The organism is Massilia agrisoli (assembly GCF_020831365.1).
Classification (GTDB): Bacteria; Pseudomonadota; Gammaproteobacteria; order Burkholderiales; family Burkholderiaceae_D; genus Telluria_A; species Telluria_A agrisoli.
Genome location: NZ_JAJHPV010000021.1, coordinates 179,726 through 196,273, shown reverse-complemented (window position 1 = coordinate 196,273; position 16,548 = coordinate 179,726). Strand labels below are relative to the sequence as shown.

Below are 16,548 nucleotides of genomic sequence, written 5' to 3'. Positions count from 1 at the left end.
GCATGCGTTACACCGCACCGTTCTGGCTTCCCAGCGGCCATCTCCAGACCATTTATCCCGCCATTGCGATTCCAAAGCCGCCGGTTGCGTTCCGGCGCGAGCGCTGGGATGCGCATGACGGGGATTTTGTCGACGTCGACTTTGTCGACGGCGCTCCGGGCAAGCCGTTCGTTGTGCTGTTCCATGGCCTTGAGGGTTCATCCAACAGCCATTACGCGCGCGCCCTGATGGCCGCAATTGCTGCACGCGGCTGGTCGGGCGCGGTGCCGCACTTTCGCGGTTGCTCGGGCGAGCCCAATCTTGCCCCGCGCTTCTATCACTCGGGCGACGCACAGGAAATCGACTGGATCATCCGGCGCCTGCGGCCACGCACCACAGGCAAGTTCTACGCGGTGGGCGTCTCGCTTGGCGGCAATGCGCTGCTGCGCTGGCTCGGAGAATCCCAGCACGAGGCGGAGATTGTCGATGCGGCTTGCGCCGTGTCGGCGCCGCTTGACCTTGCGCGCGGCGGCGAGTCGCTATCGTCCGGCTTCAACATGCTTTACACGCGCATGTTCCTGCTAACGCTGAAGCCCAAGTGCATTGCCAAGCTGGACCAATTCCCCGGCCTGTTCGACCGCGACGCCCTGCTCTCCGCGCGCGACCTGTACGCGTTCGACAACGTGGTGACGGCGCCGCTGCACGGCTACCGCGACACCGATGATTACTGGGACCGCGCGAGCGCCAAGCACGTGCTGGGCGACATCACGGTTCCAACCCTGGTCCTCAACGCGCGCAACGATCCATTCCTGCCCGGCGTGCATTTGCCCGACAGGGCATCGCCGAGCGTTACCCTGGAATACCCTGAGCAGGGAGGCCACGTAGGCTTCGCCAGTGGCGGCGTGCCGGGCAGCCTGGACTGGCTGCCGCAGCGCCTGATCCGCTTCCTTGAAGGCGAAGGGCCGACGCGAGCGCCCGCTGAGCGAGAAGTGTGCGAAGCTGTCGCGCATGGATGACATCGTAAAACAGGCCATTGCGAAATGGCCGAACGTACCGCACTGCTACGGCTGGCTCGCACTCGACGCGCGGGGCGCATGGCGCATGCGCGACGAACGCGCGCAGCAGCTTGACCTGCCTGGCGACAAACTGAACCAGCCGACCCTGGTTGGGTTTATCAACCGAAATTATGCGTCCGACGAACGCGGTTGCTGGTATTTCCAGAACGGTCCGCAACGCGTGTACCTGAACCTGGAAGCGACGCCATTCATCGCCCGCACCGACCCGCAGCAGGGCTTGCTGGTGCAGACTGGCGAAGTGTTGGGCGACATCGAGCGTGCGGCCATGACGGAGACGGGTGAGCTGATTGTCGCCGGCGGCGGCAAGGTCGCCAAGGTGGATGACCGCGACATGGCGCAGATGATTGGCGCCATGCACATCGACGGACAACCGGCATCGGACGACGCGCTGATGGCGTGGATGGAAGGCGGCGCGGGATCGCTGACGCTCGGACAGGTACAGGTCGAGCGGATCCGGCAGGCGGCGGTACCTGAAGAATTCGGTTTCGTTCAGATACCGCAGCCGTAATGTCGTTCCCGCGCAGGCGGGAACCCATACGCAGCATGCAAGCCGATTCAGCATCGGTTCCCGCCCACGCGGGAACGACGTGTGAGACCTTACTTCTTGGCTTCCTCGAGCTCTTCCCTGCGCTTGGCTTGCCACTCCCGTTCGCGCGCGTCGATCAGCGCGAGGTCATAGAACGACGCATCTTTCGCCTTGCGCGCGATATTGAGCTGGTCCAACGCGGCCAGCACGCTACCACCCAGGGCATACGATTCCGCCAGCGCCATGTGCTGAAGCGTCAGCTTGCCCTGCGCGGCATACGTCTTGGCCAGCAGGTCGTGCAGTTTCGGTTCCGACCGGTAGGACTGAACCTGGTCGCGCAGGAACTTCGCGGCATCATCGAGCTTGCCGTTGGCGATCATTGCATCCGCGTACTGACGCGCGATCCCGCGTGACAGCGGGAACTGCAGGTGAGCCAGCTCAGCATCCTTCATCCCTTGCAGCTTGACCGCGGCAGACTGGCTTGGCGCCAGCTTGATCTCAATGCCGAGGCTGGCGAACATCGCCGCGCCGGTGGAATCGGCGCGCTCCGCGGACAGCACCGCCTTGTTTTCGGGCGGCTTCATCGTCGCGCGTGCCTTGTCGAGCCATTCCTGGGCCTTGACGTGATTGCCGCGCTTTAGCTCAAGGAAAGACAAACCGTACTGCGCCCCGGCCTTTTGCTGGCGGCTCAGCTGGTAAAGCTGGCTCTCGAATGCCGCCTGGGTGTCGCGCAGGCCCTGTACCGATTCGTCCTGCAGCACCCGGACGCGTGCGCGCACCAGGTGGAACTCGATACTGTCGACGCGCTGGCGATAGGGCGTTTCGCGGATGCGCGACTGGATGTCGGAAATACGTTCCGAGGTCAGCGGGTGGCTGCGCAGGTAGGCTGGCGTCAGGTCCGAGTAGTTGCGGCTGGCCGACTGAAGGCGCTGGAAAAATTCCACCATGCCCGTCGTATCGTAGCCGCCCGAACCCATGATCTGGAAACCGACCCGGTCGGCCTCGCGCTCGGCATCGCGCGAGAAATCGAGCTGGCGCTGGATCGCCAGGCCCTGTCCGCCCATAAACACACCCATCGCCGCGTCGCTGCTCGCCTGTGACGCAAGCGCCGCTAGCAGCATGGCGGCGAGCGGGATCAGCGCGTCCTGGCGTTGCTGGCCAAGCATCCGGGCAATATGGCGCTGGGCGACGTGGCCAATTTCGTGCGACATGACCGAGGCCAGTTCGGATTCGGACTGGGCGGCAATCAAGAGGCCGGAATGGGCGCCGATGAAACCGCCCGGCAAGGCGAATGCGTTGAGGACGGGATCACGAACCGCGAAAAAATAATAGTCGGCATTGGTTTCACCGCGCGCGCCGGGATAGGCGGCGACCAGCGCATTGCCGAAGTTATTCATGTATTCGAGGACGGCGTCGTCGTCGAGGAAATCGCGGTCGCGCCGGATGTCGCGCATGATTTCTTCGCCGAGCTTGCGCTCGAAGACGGGCGAAAGGTCTTCGCGGGCAGTGTCGCCGAGGGTCGGCAGGCTGGGTGCGCCCGACGTTGCCTGGGCGTGACCGGCCGGGGCGGCGGCAATCAATGAGGTCAATGCGGCAGCGGAGACGGCCGTGACGGCACGCCGCATGCGGCTGGTGAGGCGGCGAAGAGCTGGAGCTGGTTTCGTTTTCACGATGCTATGATACCCGGATCCGCGAATCACGCATCACCTCGCCCCCTTATTGACACATTTTGTTACCACCTCTCATTTCCCCACCATGACGAAGAACCAGACAGCGCAAGGCGCAGGCGACCTTACCCATTTTGACGCAAGCGGCCAGGCGCATATGGTCGATGTAGCGGACAAGGCCGAAACTCATCGGGTTGCGGTAGCCGCAGGAACGATCCGGATGAAGCCCGAAACCCTGGCGCGGGTCGTGTCGGGTACGGCAAAAAAAGGAGATGTGCTGGGCATCGCGCGCATTGCGGCAATCATGGCGGCCAAGAAGACCAGCGACCTGGTGCCGCTGTGCCATCCGCTGGCGCTGACGCGGGTTGCGGTCGATTTTGAGGTGGATGAAGCCGGATCAAGCGTGCATTGCCGCGCGCAGGTGGAGACCGTGGGAAAAACGGGTGTGGAGATGGAGGCGCTGACCGCGGTGCAGGTCGGGTTGCTGACGATTTACGACATGTGCAAGGCGGTGGATCGCGGCATGGTGATGACCAATGTGCGGGTGCTGGAAAAGCACGGTGGAAAGAGCGGAGACTGGACGGCGGATGTAGGCGAGTAGGGTCCGAAATGAAAAATCCCTGACAGCGTTTCCACTGTCAGGGATTTCAGCCGGTCACTCATTAACCGGGCTACATCTTGATTAAACGCCGTCGCAGGTTTCGACCGGACCGACGAACTTCTGCTCAACGGTGGTGGTGCATGCCCACTTGCCGGTACCCTCATCGCGGGTCAGCGTGATGGATTCGCCGACGATGCCTGCTGGGCCGCCAACGATGGTGCCAACGATGGTACCTGCAGCGCCTTCGGTCAGGGTTACAGTGCTGTTGGTGTTCGATGCTTGCACGCCGATGAACCATTCGGTATCGCCGGTCGCAGCAGCCAGAACTGGCGTCTTGTTGTCGTTCAGGGCGACTTCAAAACCCATCTTACCTGGGGTTACTTCAGCCAGCGCTGCCGAGAACTTGGCCTTCTTGACGTAGTCCTGGTAAGCAGGAATCGCAACAGCTGCCAGGATACCGATAATGGCAACAACGATCATCAGTTCGATCAGGGTGAAGCCGGCTTGAGCTTGTTTCTTCATCATTTTCATCGATTTCATGGTGTTTCTCCGTGTGAGTTTAAATTTTGTCTTGCACTGCTACCGCTCTTTCATATGAGCAATTGTCGTGCCAGCCTGAATTCACGGGTTTATGTTATTTCGGAGATATCAAAACCGGGTAACTCAGCCATTTTTCGTCATTACTACTGACAATTTTTGTCAGCTTTGGTTCCGAAGTTTGTCACTGATCAAGCGGTGACAGAAAATTGCATCCTGGTTCCGGCCAGCTCAATGCTGTCGCCGTCGGCCAGGAAGTGCTGTTCGCCTTCGATGGCCGCGCCGTTGACCAACGGGACGCCCGAGCCATCCACGTGACGGATGAAGTAGCGCTCATCCTGCCGCCCGATGACGACCACCAGCACACCTGGGCTGCCCAGCGTGGTCAGCGGTTTGACGAGCGTGAGCTTCTTGCCCTGGTTCGGGCCGTTCATGACTTCGATCGCCGCTACCGGCGCAGTAGCGGCCACAGCGGCGCCGGCGACATAGCTAATAGTATGCAAGGCAACCTTGATGACATCGCGATCGGCCAGGGTGTGCCGGGCGATCCGCTGGCCGTTGACGAAAGTACCATTGGTACTGCCCAAGTCTTCCACCTGGATATCGCTGGCAGACACGGTGATGGCGGCGTGCTGGCCGCTGACGGCGCGGTGCGAAATCACGATATCGTTACTGGAATGGCGTCCAATGGTCATGCGTGGCTTGGTCAGCTCGACCTCCTGCTCCACCATGTCGCCCTGCGATATGATAATCCTGGCCACGGGTCCTCTCCATGTGACAGTTTATGGGTTCCCGCCTGCGCGGGAACGACGTGCCAAAAAAAACGGGGAGCGAAACCGCTCCCCGTCATTATTGACTACCTTCGACCATGCCTACAAATTACAGCATGGCTTTCAACAGACGCGCCATTTCCGACGGGTTCTTGGTGGTCTTGATGCCGCAGGCAGCCATGATTTCCAGCTTGGCTTCCGCGGTGTCCGCGCCGCCCGAGATCAGCGCGCCGGCGTGGCCCATGCGCTTGCCTGGAGGAGCGGTCACACCAGCGATGAAGCTGACGACCGGCTTTTTCATGTTGTCCTTGATCCAGTAAGCCGCGTTGGCTTCGTCCGGACCGCCGATTTCGCCGATCATGATGACGGCGTCGGTTTCAGGATCGTCGTTGAACATCTTCATGATGTCGATGTGCTTCAGGCCGTTGATCGGGTCGCCGCCGATGCCCACTGCCGAAGACTGGCCCAGGCCCAGTGCGGTCAGCTGGCCGACTGCTTCATAGGTCAGGGTGCCCGAACGCGATACCACGCCGATACGGCCCTTCTTGTGGATGTGGCCTGGCATGATGCCGATCTTGATTTCGTCAGGGGTGATCAGGCCTGGGCAGTTAGGGCCCAGCAGCAGGGTCTTCGAACCTGCTTTGGCCATGCGGTCCTTCAGGGCCATCATGTCGCGGACAGGAATGCCTTCGGTGATGCAGATGGCCAGGTCCAGTTCAGCTTCGACAGCTTCCCAGATCGCGGCAGCCGCGCCCGCTGGCGGAACGTAGATGACCGACACGTTGGCGCCGGTTTCTTTTTTCGCTTCAGCGACGTTGGCGAAAATTGGAATGCCTTCGAAGTCTTCGCCGGCTTTCTTTGGGTTGACGCCGGCAACGAAGGCTTCCTTGCCGTTCGCGTAGTCGCGGCACATACGGGTGTGGAACTGGCCGGTCTTGCCGGTAATTCCCTGGGTTACAACTTTTGTATCTTTATTAATCAGGATCGACATGTTATTTCCTTCGAATTAGGCTTTACCAGCAGCAGCGGCTACTACGGCTTTCGCTGCGTCTTCCATCGTATCGGCGGCGATGATCGGCAGGCCGGAGTCGGCCAGCATCTTCTTGCCGATGTCTTCGTTGGTGCCCTTCATGCGCACGACCAGCGGCACTTGCAGGGAAACCGCCTTCGATGCGGTGATCACGCCTTCGGCGATCACGTCGCAGCGCATGATGCCGCCGAAGATGTTGACCAGGATGGCTTTCAGGCCAGGGTTCTTCAGCATGATCTTGAATGCTTCGGTCACTTTTTCTGCCGTCGCACCGCCGCCCACGTCGAGGAAGTTGGCAGGCTCGCCGCCGAACAGCTTGATGGTGTCCATGGTGGCCATCGCCAGGCCTGCGCCGTTGACGAGGCAGCCGATGTTACCGTCGAGCGAGATGTAAGCCAGGTCGAACTTCGATGCTTCGACTTCAGCCGGATCTTCTTCGTCCAGGTCGCGGTAAGCGACGATTTCTGGGTGGCGATACAGCGCGTTCGAGTCAAAGTTGAACTTGGCGTCCAGTGCGATGACCTTGCCGCTGCCGGTCAGGATCAGCGGGTTGATTTCAGCCAGCGATGCATCGGTGTCCCAGTACGCCTTGTACAGGCCCTTGAGCTGGGTGCGCGCGTCGGCGATCGATTCGGCAGGCACGCCGATCTTGGCCGAGATGTCGTCCGCTTCCGCGTCGGTCAGGCCGACCGATGGGTCGATCGCGATCGAGTGGATTTTTTCTGGGTTCGAATGAGCAACTTCCTCGATGTCCATGCCGCCTTCCGACGACGCCATCAGCACAACCTTCTGGCTGACGCGGTCGGTCACCATCGACACGTACAGTTCTTTCTTGATGTCCGCGCCTTCTTCAACCAGCAGGCGGCGTACTTTCTGGCCTTCAGGGCCGGTCTGGTGCGTGACCAGCTGCATGCCCATGATCTGTTCTGCGTATTCCTTGACCTGCTCCAGCGATTTCGCCACTTTCACGCCGCCGCCCTTGCCGCGGCCGCCAGCATGGATCTGCGCCTTGACTACCCAGACCGGGCCGCCCAGCGTTTCTGCTGCTTTGACAGCCTCTTCTACGGACATGCACGGGATGCCGCGCGGTACCGTCACTCCGAATTGCCGGAGGATTTCTTTGCCTTGATACTCATGGATTTTCATGCTGGCTTCCCTTCTTATGATGCTGATTTGTAGAAATACGGTTGAGATGTGAAACGAACCTTGGAAAAACGGAACTCTTATCAGCTGCTGGCCGCCTTGGCCACCCAGCGCGGATAGTACATGGCGACCGCCGGGCCATCGGCGCGCAGGCCGTGGCATTTATCGATCTGGAACGGACGGTGCGGCAGCAAGTCGCCAGCGCCGTCGCGCGTCTTGATGACGTCGTTGGCGAAGGCCTGGATGGCAGCCGTCGGCAGCACCTGGGCCAGTTCGGTCAGGTGGGTACAGCCGAGTACGCCGGACAGGCGCTCTTTGAGGCCGGCGCGGAAACCCTTCATCAGCGACAGGCCGGCCAGCTGCTTGTAGGCAGGGCCGATGACGTCGCAATAGCCGGGATACGGAACCGCATCGGAGGCCGCTTCGGCGTCGACGATGGTCAGTTCGAGATCAATGGTGATGCGCAGGTTCAGCTCATGCAGGGGCGTTCCGCCAGCCCGTACGCCGGAAGCGAGGGTCACGTCGTTCACCTTCACATCGGTGAGGCGCGCATCGAGGTCCCATAGGCCATCGTCGCGCTTGAACGCTTCGACTTGGATGGCGCGGGTGTGCCGCAAAGCGCGCGGAACAGGTGGAGACAGGGGCATAAGGACCGAATGCCGGAAAGCGGCGATAAATAGTGTGCAGCTGGTGTGCTGATGCACGTTGCCGCAGCTTCTGCGGCAACTACCGCTCATGCGGCGCTGCTTAAACCCCAAAAGTTTATCACATGTAGGGCGTCGATTGCGCCCTGACATTGCTTTTCAGTCGATACCGGCATTGCAGTTGTCGAGTCATCAATATTGCTCTACGCCGGGCAATTGGGCCACAACTGCGCTGCGGCGCAGGTGCGGGCGCACCGGTGCAGCCGCAGTTGCGGCACTCTCCGGCGGGGCCGCAACGAGCTTGAAGACGCTGACGGTATGGGCCAGTGCTTCCGCCTGCTCGCGCAGCAGTTCCGCGACCGCCGCGGCCTCTTCGACTTGCGCCGCATTTTGCTGCGTCGCTTCGTCCATCAGGCTGATCGCCTGGTTGACTTGCTCGATGCCGGAGGTCTGTTCCTGGCTGGCCGTGGTGATCTCGGCCATGATGTCGGTGACGCGGCGTACGCGCTCGACAATCTCGGCCATCGTGGTGCCGGCCTGGTCGACCAGCCGGGTGCCGCTTTCCACCTTGTCGACCGAGTCGTCGATCAGCTCCTTGATTTCCTTGGCCGCCGCCGCCGAACGCTGGGCCAGGTGGCGCACCTCGCCGGCCACCACCGCAAAGCCCCTGCCCTGTTCACCCGCACGGGCCGCCTCGACGGCAGCGTTCAGGGCCAGGATGTTGGTCTGGAACGCAATGCTGTCGATGACGGCGATGATGTCGACGATCTTCATCGACGATGCGTTGATCGAGCCCATCGTGGCAACCACCTCCGCGACCACCTTGCCGCCCTTGACCGCGACATCGGATGCCGACAAGGCAAGCTGGTTGGCCTGCAGCGCGTTGTCGGCGTTTTGCTTGACGGTCGAGGTCAGCTCCTCCATCGACGCGGCCGTTTCCTCCAGCGAGCTGGCTTGTTGCTCGGTGCGGCTGGACAGGTCCATGTTGCGGCTGGCAATCTGGATCGACACGGCGGAAATCTCGTCCGACCCGGTCTGCACCTTCTGCACCATCGCCGTCAGGTTGGTGTTCATGTGCTTGAGCGCCGACATCAGGTGGCCGGTCTCATCCTGGGTGGTGACTTCGATCGACTGGGTCAGGTCGCCCCTGGACACGCTGCGCGCGATGCTCACGGCCTTGTCCACCGGCCGGGAGATTGCGCGGATCAGCCACACGCCGATCAGGTTGGCAATGATGACGCCGAAGATGATGCCGGTGATGCAGCTGATGCGCACCAGCTCGAAGATCCGCTGGCTGCTCTCGAACTCCATTTTGGCTTGCTCAAGCTGGTGGCGCAGCAGCGCATCCATGCTGTCCTGGGAGGGCTTGAACAGTTGCTTCATCGGGCCGTTCATCAGGGTGCGCGCCGCTTCCACGTCTCCAGCACGCAGCGCTGCCACGGCCGGCTTGAGACCTTGGGTGACGAACGCGCTGCGGTTGCTGATAAATTTGTCGGCCAGCTGCTTTTCCTCGCCCACCGGTCCGGTCGCCTGGTATTCCTGCCAGACCTTGTCGATCACCGCGGCGCGTTTATCGACCTCATCCATTTCGGCGCCGACGCTGGCCAGGTCGCCCGATAATGCTTGCGCCACGGCCAGCTGGTTGCGATCGACCATGCGGATGATCTGGTCAAGGCGCTCCATCGGCACCAGGCGGTTTTCATAGTTGGTTTTGAGCGAGTCATTGGCCATGCCGAGGCTGAAAATGCCGATGACGCCGCCGCCGATGAGTAAGACCGACATGAATCCAATAACAAACAGCAGCCGGGACTTGATGGTGAGATGCTTAAACATGTGCCTATCCTTGTGATTGCCCGACGCCGTACGCGGAACCGTTACCGCGACTTGCAAATCAAGAAGCTTGATATGGGTCAATGTGATCAGGATAGGGATTTGAAACTAAGAAATCTTTGATCCAACTCAAAAATTTCCACAAACCAACACAATGTGCAGGTTCAGGCGGGTGTCAGGGCAAGGGAGAATGCATGACATTTCGCCAAGGAGCGGCGCAAAGACCAGGCGGGAATGTGGCGAAATGGACACGAAAAGCGTTGCCGCCGGCGGGGCCGCCCGCTGTTGGTGAGGAGATGTGCACCGTTGCCAGGGCACATCAACAACGGAAGGCGGCCTCGGCGGAAGCCACGGGAAGCGAATCAGAACTCGTCGTCTGGTTCACCCTTGACTGCGGAAAATACGGCACGCTGCGAAAAGCCGCGCTGCATCAGGAAACGGATTTGCTTGTTGCGTTCAGCGGGATCGGTGGCAACCGCGCCGTAGCGCCGCTCCCACAGTTCGCGGGCACGCGCCATTTCTGTTCCGGCCAGGCCGGACTTCACTTCTTGCAGCGCTTCGCCGCTCAGGCCGTGACTTTGCAGCTCGGCCATGATGCGGCTGTTGCCAAAGCGTGCGGAGCGCCGGTGTACCAGCGATTCCGAAAAGCGCTCCTGCGACAGCCAGTTGTTCTTCTCGAGGAAATCAAGAAGGGCTTCGACATCGTCGCCCTCCTCCGCATATCGCGACAATTTGCGCCCCAGTTCCAGCCGGCTGTGCTCCCGCATTGACAGGTAACGCAGGGCGCGGCCCTTCAGGCTGAGCCGGGGTTTCATGACCAGCTTATTCGGCGACGGCCTTCAGCTTGGCGACTTTCGGGGTCGCTTCGGCATCGCCTGCTACCGGCGGCAGCTCGCGCACGCCCAGGGCAACACGCACCTTGTTTTCGATTTCGCGCGCCAGCGCCGGACGCTCTTGCAGGAAGGTACGTGCATTGTCCTTGCCCTGGCCGATACGTTCGCCGTTGTAGCTGTACCAGGAGCCCGACTTCTCAACGATCTTGTTGTCCGCGCCCAGGTCGAGGATTTCGCCTTCGCGCGAGGTGCCGGCGCCGTACAGGATGTCGAAGTGGGCTTCCTTGAACGGCGGCGCGATCTTGTTCTTAACGACTTTGACCTTGGTTTCGTTACCAATGACTTCGTCGCCCGACTTGATCGAACCGGTGCGGCGGATGTCCAGGCGGACCGACGCGTAGAACTTCAGCGCGTTACCGCCGGTGGTGGTTTCCGGGCTGCCGAACATGACGCCGATTTTCATGCGGATCTGGTTAATGAAGATCACCAGCGTGTTGGTGCGGTTGATCGAACCGGTCAGCTTGCGCAGCGCCTGGGACATCAGGCGTGCCTGCAGGCCTGGCAGCGAGTCGCCCATGTCGCCTTCGATTTCGGCGCGCGGGGTCAGCGCTGCAACCGAGTCGATGACCACCAGGTCGACACTGCCCGAGCGCACCAGCGCATCGGTGATTTCCAGTGCCTGTTCGCCGGTGTCCGGCTGCGAAATGAGCAGCTCCGACAGGTTGATGCCGAGCTTTTGCGCATAGGTGACGTCGAGCGCATGTTCCGCATCGATGAAGGCGCAGGTGCCGCCCAGCTTTTGCATTTGTGCGATGGTCTGCAGGGTCAGCGTGGTTTTACCCGACGACTCAGGGCCGTAAATTTCGACGATACGGCCGCGCGGCAAGCCGCCGACGCCCAGCGCGATGTCGAGGCCGAGCGAGCCGGTCGACACGGTCTGTACTTCCTCGACCGGCATGCTGGCATCCATGCGCATGACCGAGCCCTTGCCAAACTGCTTTTCAATCTGTGCCAGGGCGGCGGCGAGCGCCTTGCCCTTTTCAGCGCCATGCAATGCGGTTTTTTTGTCGTCCATAATGTTCTTTCAGTCTTGAAAAGGGGCGGAGTCACTCGGTGCAGCCAGTACTGTATAAAAAAACAGTGGTCTTTGCAAGCGCAACTTGCAGATATCCGCGAATAGCTCAAAAATCGTGATTATTCTCCCAGTGTTACGGGAAATGAAACACAATAGGATATCTGCCAGTTTCGACGTTCCGGTGCCACCATGCGTATTCTACTTGCCGAAGATGATAGTGTACTTGCCGATGGGCTGACGCGTTCCTTGCGCCAGTCCGGCTACGCCATCGATTGCGTGCGTAACGGCCAGGAGGCCGATACCGCCCTGTCGACCCAGGAGTTCGACCTCCTGATCCTCGACCTGGGGCTGCCGAAGATGTCCGGCCTCGAAGTGCTGCGCCGCCTGCGCGCGCGCTCGTCGCTGCTGCCCGTGCTCATCCTCACCGCGGCCGATTCGATCGAGCAGCGCGTCAATGGCCTGGACCTGGGCGCCGACGATTACATGGCCAAGCCGTTCGCGCTGTCCGAACTCGAAGCGCGCGTGCGCGCCCTGACCCGGCGCGGCGCCGGCGGCGGCCCCACCGTCATCCGCCACGGCCCGCTGGTATACGACCAGGTCGGGCGCAGCGCGTATGTCAACGACCAGATGCTCGACCTGTCGGCGCGCGAACTGGGACTGCTTGAGATTTTGCTGGCCCGTACCGGCCGGCTGGTATCGAAAGAGCAGCTGGTCGACCATTTGTGCGAATGGGGCGAGGAAGTCTCGAACAACGCCATCGAAGTCTACGTACACCGCCTGCGCAAGAAGATCGAAGTGGGCGGCGTGCGCATCGCCACGGTGCGCGGGCTGGGCTACTGCCTTGAAAAATACTCCGATGCCGCGCGCGCCGGCGCGGACGCGCACACCGAATCGAAGTGAACGATCGCGACGCCGGCCTGGCCGGGATGAACGAGCCGCCTGCGCCGGCCGACCTGTACCAGCCGCCCAACCCCGAACCGGAAGAGAACATCCAGCACTCGCTGTTCGGCGAGATCCTCGACTGGATGCTGGCCCCCCTGCTGCTGCTGTGGCCAATGAGTATCGCGATCACCTACCTGGTCGCCAAGTCGATCGCCAACCAGCCGTTCGACCACGCGCTGGAGGACAGCGTGACCGTGCTGGCGCAGCAGGTGCGCGAAGTCGACGGGGTAGCCGTGTCGCGCCTGCCCGGCACAGCGCGCGACATCCTGCGCGCCGATGACGTCGACAACGTCTACTTCCAGGTCACCGGCCCATACAAGGAATACGTCGACGGCGACCGCGAGCTGCCGCTGCCCGACAATCCCGGGCGCTACCGCACCGGCACCGTCCACTTCCGCAACGATGCGATGAACGGCACCCAGGTGCGCGTCGCCTTCAGCTACGTCAACCTGCGCCCTGCCGCGCGCAACGAGGAGCCGCACGCGGCGCTGGTGCAGGTGGCCGAAACGCTGGACAAGCGCGCCCACCTGGCCAACGAAATCATCAAGGGCGTGATCCTCCCGCAGTTCATCATCTTGCCGATCGTGCTTGCGCTGGTGTGGTTTGCGCTGGCCCGCGGCCTGTCGCCGCTGGCCGAGCTGCAGCAGCGCATCCGCGCGCGCCGGCCTGACGACCTGTCCCCCATCGACGCCACCCAGGTGCCGGAAGAGATCTCGCCGCTGGTCGGCTCGCTCAACGACATGCTGGGCCGCCTGTCGCAAACCATCGACATGCAGAAGCGTTTCATCGCCGATGCCGCGCACCAGATGAAGACGCCGCTCGCCGGCATGCGCATGCAGTCGGAACTGGCGCTGCGCCAGCTCGACCCCGATGAAATCCACCGCTCGCTGGAACAGCTGGCCAAGAGCTCGGAGTCGGCCACCCGGCTGGTCAACCAGCTGCTGGCCCTGGCGCGTGCAGAAAACCAGCCGCACACCGGACTGGCGTTCGAGCAGGTCGACCTGAACGTGCTGGCGCGCGACACGGTGCAGGACTGGGTCCAGGCCTCATTCACGTACCGGATCGACCTCGGCTTCGAAGCGTCCGATGCGCAGGTGGTCATCGACGCCAACGCCATGATGCTGCGCGAACTGCTGTCGAACCTGATCGACAATGCGCTGCGCTACACCCCTGCGGGCGGCAGCGTGACCGTGCGCGTGCGCCTCGATGCGCAGCAGGCGATTTTGGAAGTGGAAGACACCGGCCCCGGCATCGCGCCAGCCGAACGCGCCCACGTGTTCGAGCGCTTCTACCGCATCCTGGGCAGCAGCGCCAGCGGTAGCGGCCTGGGGCTGGCGATCGTGCGCGAGATCGCCCAGCAGCACGGCGCGGAGGTGGACGTGTTCAGCAACCCGCGCGGCTTTGCCAAAAAACTCCCCGGCAGCCTGTTCCGCGTGACGTTCCCGCCGCCGCCAATCATCGAAGAGGAAGCCGACTGATGGAAGTACAGCACGAAGACGCGGGCCTTGCCGCCCGCCGCCTGCACGCGCTGGTCACCGCGCGCGCGCTGCACTGGCGCCGCACCCGCGTCATTACCGGCGTGCTGCTCGCGCTGTGGCTGGCCACCACCTTCGGCACCGTGTTTTTCGCACGCGAGCTGCAAGGACTGTCCATATTCGGCTGGCCGCTGTCGTTCTACCTCGCCGCCCAGGGATCGCTGCTGATCTATCTCGCCATCATCGGCGCGTATGCGTGGATGATGCGGCGCGCCGACCGCCAGTTCGAGCAGCGCCAGCGGGAGCTTGCATGAACCGCGCTTCGCCCTACTTCAACAAACTGTCCCGCTACTATCTCTGGTACACCGCCTGCTTCGCCGGCTTCCTTGCCGCGCTTGCGCTGCTTGAACAGGAGGGCATGCCGCGGCTGTGGATCGGCTATTCGTTCATGTTCGCGACCATTGTGCTGTATGCCGCCATCGGCGTGATCAGCCGCACGTCGAACGTCTCTGAATACTATGTGGCCGGGAGGCGCGTGCCGTCACTGTTCAACGGCATGGCGACGGCGGCGGACTGGATTTCCGCCGCCAGCTTCATCAGCCTGGCCGGTGGGCTATACCTGCACGGCTTTGATGGCCTGGCCTACATCATGGGCTGGACCGGAGGCTACTGCCTGGTGGCGCTGCTGATCGCGCCCTACCTGCGCCGCTTCGCGCAATACACCATCCCCGATTTCCTCGCGACGCGCTTCGGCGGCGGCGCGGGGGGCCGCGGCGGGCCAGTGCGCGCGATTGCCGTCGGCGCCACCATCATCGTCTCGTTCACCTACGTGGTGGCGCAGATCTACGCGGTGGGCCTGATCGCGTCGCGCTTTACCGGCGTCGATTTCTCTGTCGGGATTTTCCTCGGGCTGGCCAGTATCCTGGTGTGTTCTTTCCTCGGCGGGATGCGCGGCATCACCTGGACCCAGGTGGCGCAGTACATCATCATCCTGGTGGCGTTCCTGATCCCGACCATGTGGCTGTCCGTGAAGCACGCGGACAACCCGCTGCCGCAGCTGGCTTACGGATCGGTGATGCCGAAGCTGGCGCAGCGCGAGGCCGAACTGGCCGCCGATCCGAAGGAGCGTGAAGTGCGCGCCATCTTCCGCGAGCGCGCCCTCGCCTACCATGCGAAGATCGCGGCGCTGCCGTTGTCATGGGAGCGCGGCAAGGAAGAAGTCGAGCGCCAGCTTGATGAAGTCCGCATGCGCAACGCATCGCTGGCGGAGATCCGCGCGGCCGAGCGTGCCCTCATCGCCTACCCCAAGGATGCCGCCGAGGCCCGCGGCATCTGGGCCAGCCTGCGCGAGGCCAACCTGAAGCGCTCGCGCGCGCCGGCGCCCCACGCGACCCCGTTCCCGGGCGACGACCCTGGGCAGTCCGACATCCGGCGCAATAACTTTTTGGCGCTGGTGTTCTGCCTGATGCTCGGCACCGCCGCGCTGCCGCACATCCTGATGCGCTCCTATACGACGCCGTCGGTGCGCGAGACGCGCGGCTCGGTGTTCTGGACCCTGTTCTTCATTTTGCTGGTCTACCTGACGATTCCCGCGCTGGCGGTGCTGGTCAAGTACGACATCTACAGCGCGCTGGTGGGCGCCGACTTCAGCAAGCTGCCCGACTGGATTTCGTACTGGGCCAATGTGGACAAGGTCAATCCCCTGATCAGTATCGCCGACATCAACCGCGACGGCGTCGTGCAGCTGGCTGAAATCGCCATCGACGGCGACGTGCTCGTGCTGGCCACGCCCGAAATCGGCGGCCTGCCCTATGTGATCTCGGGGCTGGTGGCGGCCGGCGGCCTGGCCGCCGCGCTGTCGACCGCCGACGGCCTGCTGCTGGCGATTTCCAACGCGCTGTCGCACGACATCTACTACAAGATCGTCGACCCGGCCGCATCGACCCAGAAGCGGGTGACGATTTCCAAGCTGCTGCTGCTCGCGGTGGCCTTCATCGCCGCTTACGCGGCGTCGCAAAAGCCGGCCGACATCTTGTCGCTGGTCGGCGCGGCGTTCTCGCTGGCGGCGTCCACGCTGTTCCCGGCACTGGTGCTCGGCGTGTTCTGGAAGCGCGCCAACCACCAGGGCGCCATTGCGGGCATGGTGGCCGGCTTCGTGATGTGCCTGTATTACATGGTGCATACGCATCCGGGAGTGGGCGGTTCAGCCGCGGACCAGTGGTTCCACATCGCGCCGATTTCGGCAGGCGTGTTCGGCGTACCTGCGGGAATTGCGGTGATGGTGCTCGCCAGCCTGCTGACTGCGCCGCCGAGCCGCAAATCGGACGGGCTGGTCGACCATATCCGTTCGCCAGAATAGCCGGCAAGCGGTAACATGGCGTTCAATTTGCGGTAACCTGATGCGATTGCAACCACCCGTC

At 62.4% G+C, this 16,548-nt stretch carries 16 protein-coding genes; 7 read left to right on the top strand and 9 right to left on the bottom strand.

Features of this window, described 5'->3' with window-relative positions; genetic code table 11:
• Nucleotides 1-2: 2 nt before the first annotated feature.
• Together LMJ30_RS19740 and LMJ30_RS19735 are read left to right on the top strand one after the other, a co-directional pair.
• The gene (locus LMJ30_RS19740; RefSeq protein ID WP_229434277.1) at nt 3-995 is read left to right on the top strand and encodes a YheT family hydrolase; all 993 of its coding nucleotides are present in this window, start codon (nt 3-5) and stop codon (nt 993-995) included.
• A complete protein-coding gene (locus LMJ30_RS19735; protein WP_229434276.1) occupies nt 988-1,563 on the top strand; it encodes a DUF2946 family protein in 576 nt (191 codons plus the stop codon). The genes LMJ30_RS19740 and LMJ30_RS19735 overlap by 8 nt, the downstream gene beginning before the upstream one ends.
• Before the next feature lie 89 nt (nt 1,564-1,652).
• On the opposite strand, the gene LMJ30_RS19730 is transcribed toward LMJ30_RS19735, so the two are convergent.
• Nucleotides 1,653-3,206: a M48 family metalloprotease gene (locus LMJ30_RS19730; RefSeq protein ID WP_229434513.1), complete on the bottom strand. Its 1,554-nt coding sequence runs from the start codon at nt 3,204-3,206 to the stop codon at nt 1,653-1,655.
• Between the two features lie 130 nt (nt 3,207-3,336).
• Here LMJ30_RS19730 and moaC point away from each other — a divergent pair, with 130 nt between their 5' ends.
• Entirely contained in the window at nt 3,337-3,849 is a 513-nt protein-coding gene (gene moaC, locus LMJ30_RS19725; RefSeq protein ID WP_229434275.1) for a cyclic pyranopterin monophosphate synthase MoaC, read from the top strand.
• 81 nt (nt 3,850-3,930) lie between these two features.
• Here the strand turns inward: moaC and LMJ30_RS19720 are convergent, their stop codons facing one another.
• The 8 genes from LMJ30_RS19720 to recA form a co-directional block, all read right to left on the bottom strand.
• A complete protein-coding gene (locus tag LMJ30_RS19720; protein ID WP_307729385.1) occupies nt 3,931-4,389 on the bottom strand; it encodes a pilin in 459 nt (152 codons plus the stop codon).
• Between the two features lie 188 nt (nt 4,390-4,577).
• Nucleotides 4,578-5,147 carry an FHA domain-containing protein gene (locus LMJ30_RS19710; protein ID WP_229434274.1) on the bottom strand — a complete coding sequence of 190 codons (570 nt, stop codon included), beginning with the start codon at nt 5,145-5,147 and terminating at the stop codon, nt 4,578-4,580.
• A gap of 118 nt (nt 5,148-5,265) precedes the next feature.
• Nucleotides 5,266-6,147, bottom strand: coding sequence for a succinate--CoA ligase subunit alpha (gene sucD, locus LMJ30_RS19705; protein ID WP_229434273.1), 882 nt, complete (start codon nt 6,145-6,147; stop codon nt 5,266-5,268).
• Nucleotides 6,148-6,162: 15 nt separating this feature from the next.
• Nucleotides 6,163-7,332, bottom strand: coding sequence for an ADP-forming succinate--CoA ligase subunit beta (sucC, locus tag LMJ30_RS19700; protein ID WP_229434272.1), 1,170 nt, complete (start codon nt 7,330-7,332; stop codon nt 6,163-6,165).
• Between the two features lie 80 nt (nt 7,333-7,412).
• Complete coding sequence (locus tag LMJ30_RS19695; RefSeq protein WP_229434271.1) at nt 7,413-7,976, bottom strand: DUF2889 domain-containing protein; 564 nt, start codon at nt 7,974-7,976, stop codon at nt 7,413-7,415.
• 189 nt (nt 7,977-8,165) lie between these two features.
• The gene (locus LMJ30_RS19690; protein WP_229434270.1) at nt 8,166-9,806 is read right to left on the bottom strand and encodes a methyl-accepting chemotaxis protein; all 1,641 of its coding nucleotides are present in this window, start codon (nt 9,804-9,806) and stop codon (nt 8,166-8,168) included.
• A gap of 359 nt (nt 9,807-10,165) precedes the next feature.
• Complete coding sequence (recX, locus tag LMJ30_RS19685; protein WP_229434269.1) at nt 10,166-10,618, bottom strand: recombination regulator RecX; 453 nt, start codon at nt 10,616-10,618, stop codon at nt 10,166-10,168.
• 7 nt (nt 10,619-10,625) lie between these two features.
• Nucleotides 10,626-11,711 (bottom strand): recombinase RecA, encoded by a 1,086-nt coding sequence (recA, locus tag LMJ30_RS19680; RefSeq protein WP_229434268.1) that lies wholly within the window; start codon nt 11,709-11,711, stop codon nt 10,626-10,628.
• Between the two features lie 189 nt (nt 11,712-11,900).
• Here recA and LMJ30_RS19675 point away from each other — a divergent pair, with 189 nt between their 5' ends.
• Genes LMJ30_RS19675 through LMJ30_RS19660 form a run of 4 tightly spaced genes read left to right on the top strand, consistent with a single transcriptional unit; the run spans nt 11,901 to nt 16,487 of the window.
• Complete coding sequence (locus LMJ30_RS19675; RefSeq protein ID WP_229434267.1) at nt 11,901-12,611, top strand: response regulator; 711 nt, start codon at nt 11,901-11,903, stop codon at nt 12,609-12,611.
• Between the two features lie 26 nt (nt 12,612-12,637).
• Entirely contained in the window at nt 12,638-14,131 is a 1,494-nt protein-coding gene (locus LMJ30_RS19670) for a sensor histidine kinase (RefSeq protein ID WP_229434511.1), read from the top strand.
• A complete protein-coding gene (locus tag LMJ30_RS19665) occupies nt 14,131-14,442 on the top strand; it encodes a DUF4212 domain-containing protein (RefSeq protein ID WP_229434266.1) in 312 nt (103 codons plus the stop codon). Before LMJ30_RS19670 ends, LMJ30_RS19665 begins: the two co-directional genes overlap by 1 nt.
• Nucleotides 14,439-16,487, top strand: a complete 2,049-nt coding sequence (locus tag LMJ30_RS19660; RefSeq protein WP_229434265.1) for a sodium:solute symporter family protein — start codon at nt 14,439-14,441, stop codon at nt 16,485-16,487. The genes LMJ30_RS19665 and LMJ30_RS19660 overlap by 4 nt, the downstream gene beginning before the upstream one ends.
• The last annotated feature ends 61 nt before the right edge of the window (nt 16,488-16,548 follow it).

Coding starts and splice junctions, on each gene's coding strand:
- LMJ30_RS19740 (WP_229434277.1), top strand. CDS start 3: ATGCGTTACACCGCACCGTTCTGGCTTCCCAGCGGCCATCTCCAGACC.
- LMJ30_RS19735 (WP_229434276.1), top strand. CDS start 988: ATGGATGACATCGTAAAACAGGCCATTGCGAAATGGCCGAACGTACCG.
- LMJ30_RS19730 (WP_229434513.1), bottom strand. CDS start 3,206: ATGCGGCGTGCCGTCACGGCCGTCTCCGCTGCCGCATTGACCTCATTG.
- moaC (WP_229434275.1), top strand. CDS start 3,337: ATGACGAAGAACCAGACAGCGCAAGGCGCAGGCGACCTTACCCATTTT.
- LMJ30_RS19720 (WP_307729385.1), bottom strand. CDS start 4,389: ATGAAATCGATGAAAATGATGAAGAAACAAGCTCAAGCCGGCTTCACC.
- sucD (WP_229434273.1), bottom strand. CDS start 6,147: ATGTCGATCCTGATTAATAAAGATACAAAAGTTGTAACCCAGGGAATT.
- sucC (WP_229434272.1), bottom strand. CDS start 7,332: ATGAAAATCCATGAGTATCAAGGCAAAGAAATCCTCCGGCAATTCGGA.
- LMJ30_RS19695 (WP_229434271.1), bottom strand. CDS start 7,976: ATGCCCCTGTCTCCACCTGTTCCGCGCGCTTTGCGGCACACCCGCGCC.
- LMJ30_RS19690 (WP_229434270.1), bottom strand. CDS start 9,806: ATGTTTAAGCATCTCACCATCAAGTCCCGGCTGCTGTTTGTTATTGGA.
- recX (WP_229434269.1), bottom strand. CDS start 10,618: ATGAAACCCCGGCTCAGCCTGAAGGGCCGCGCCCTGCGTTACCTGTCA.
- recA (WP_229434268.1), bottom strand. CDS start 11,711: ATGGACGACAAAAAAACCGCATTGCATGGCGCTGAAAAGGGCAAGGCG.
- LMJ30_RS19675 (WP_229434267.1), top strand. CDS start 11,901: ATGCGTATTCTACTTGCCGAAGATGATAGTGTACTTGCCGATGGGCTG.
- LMJ30_RS19670 (WP_229434511.1), top strand. CDS start 12,638: ATGAACGAGCCGCCTGCGCCGGCCGACCTGTACCAGCCGCCCAACCCC.
- LMJ30_RS19665 (WP_229434266.1), top strand. CDS start 14,131: ATGGAAGTACAGCACGAAGACGCGGGCCTTGCCGCCCGCCGCCTGCAC.
- LMJ30_RS19660 (WP_229434265.1), top strand. CDS start 14,439: ATGAACCGCGCTTCGCCCTACTTCAACAAACTGTCCCGCTACTATCTC.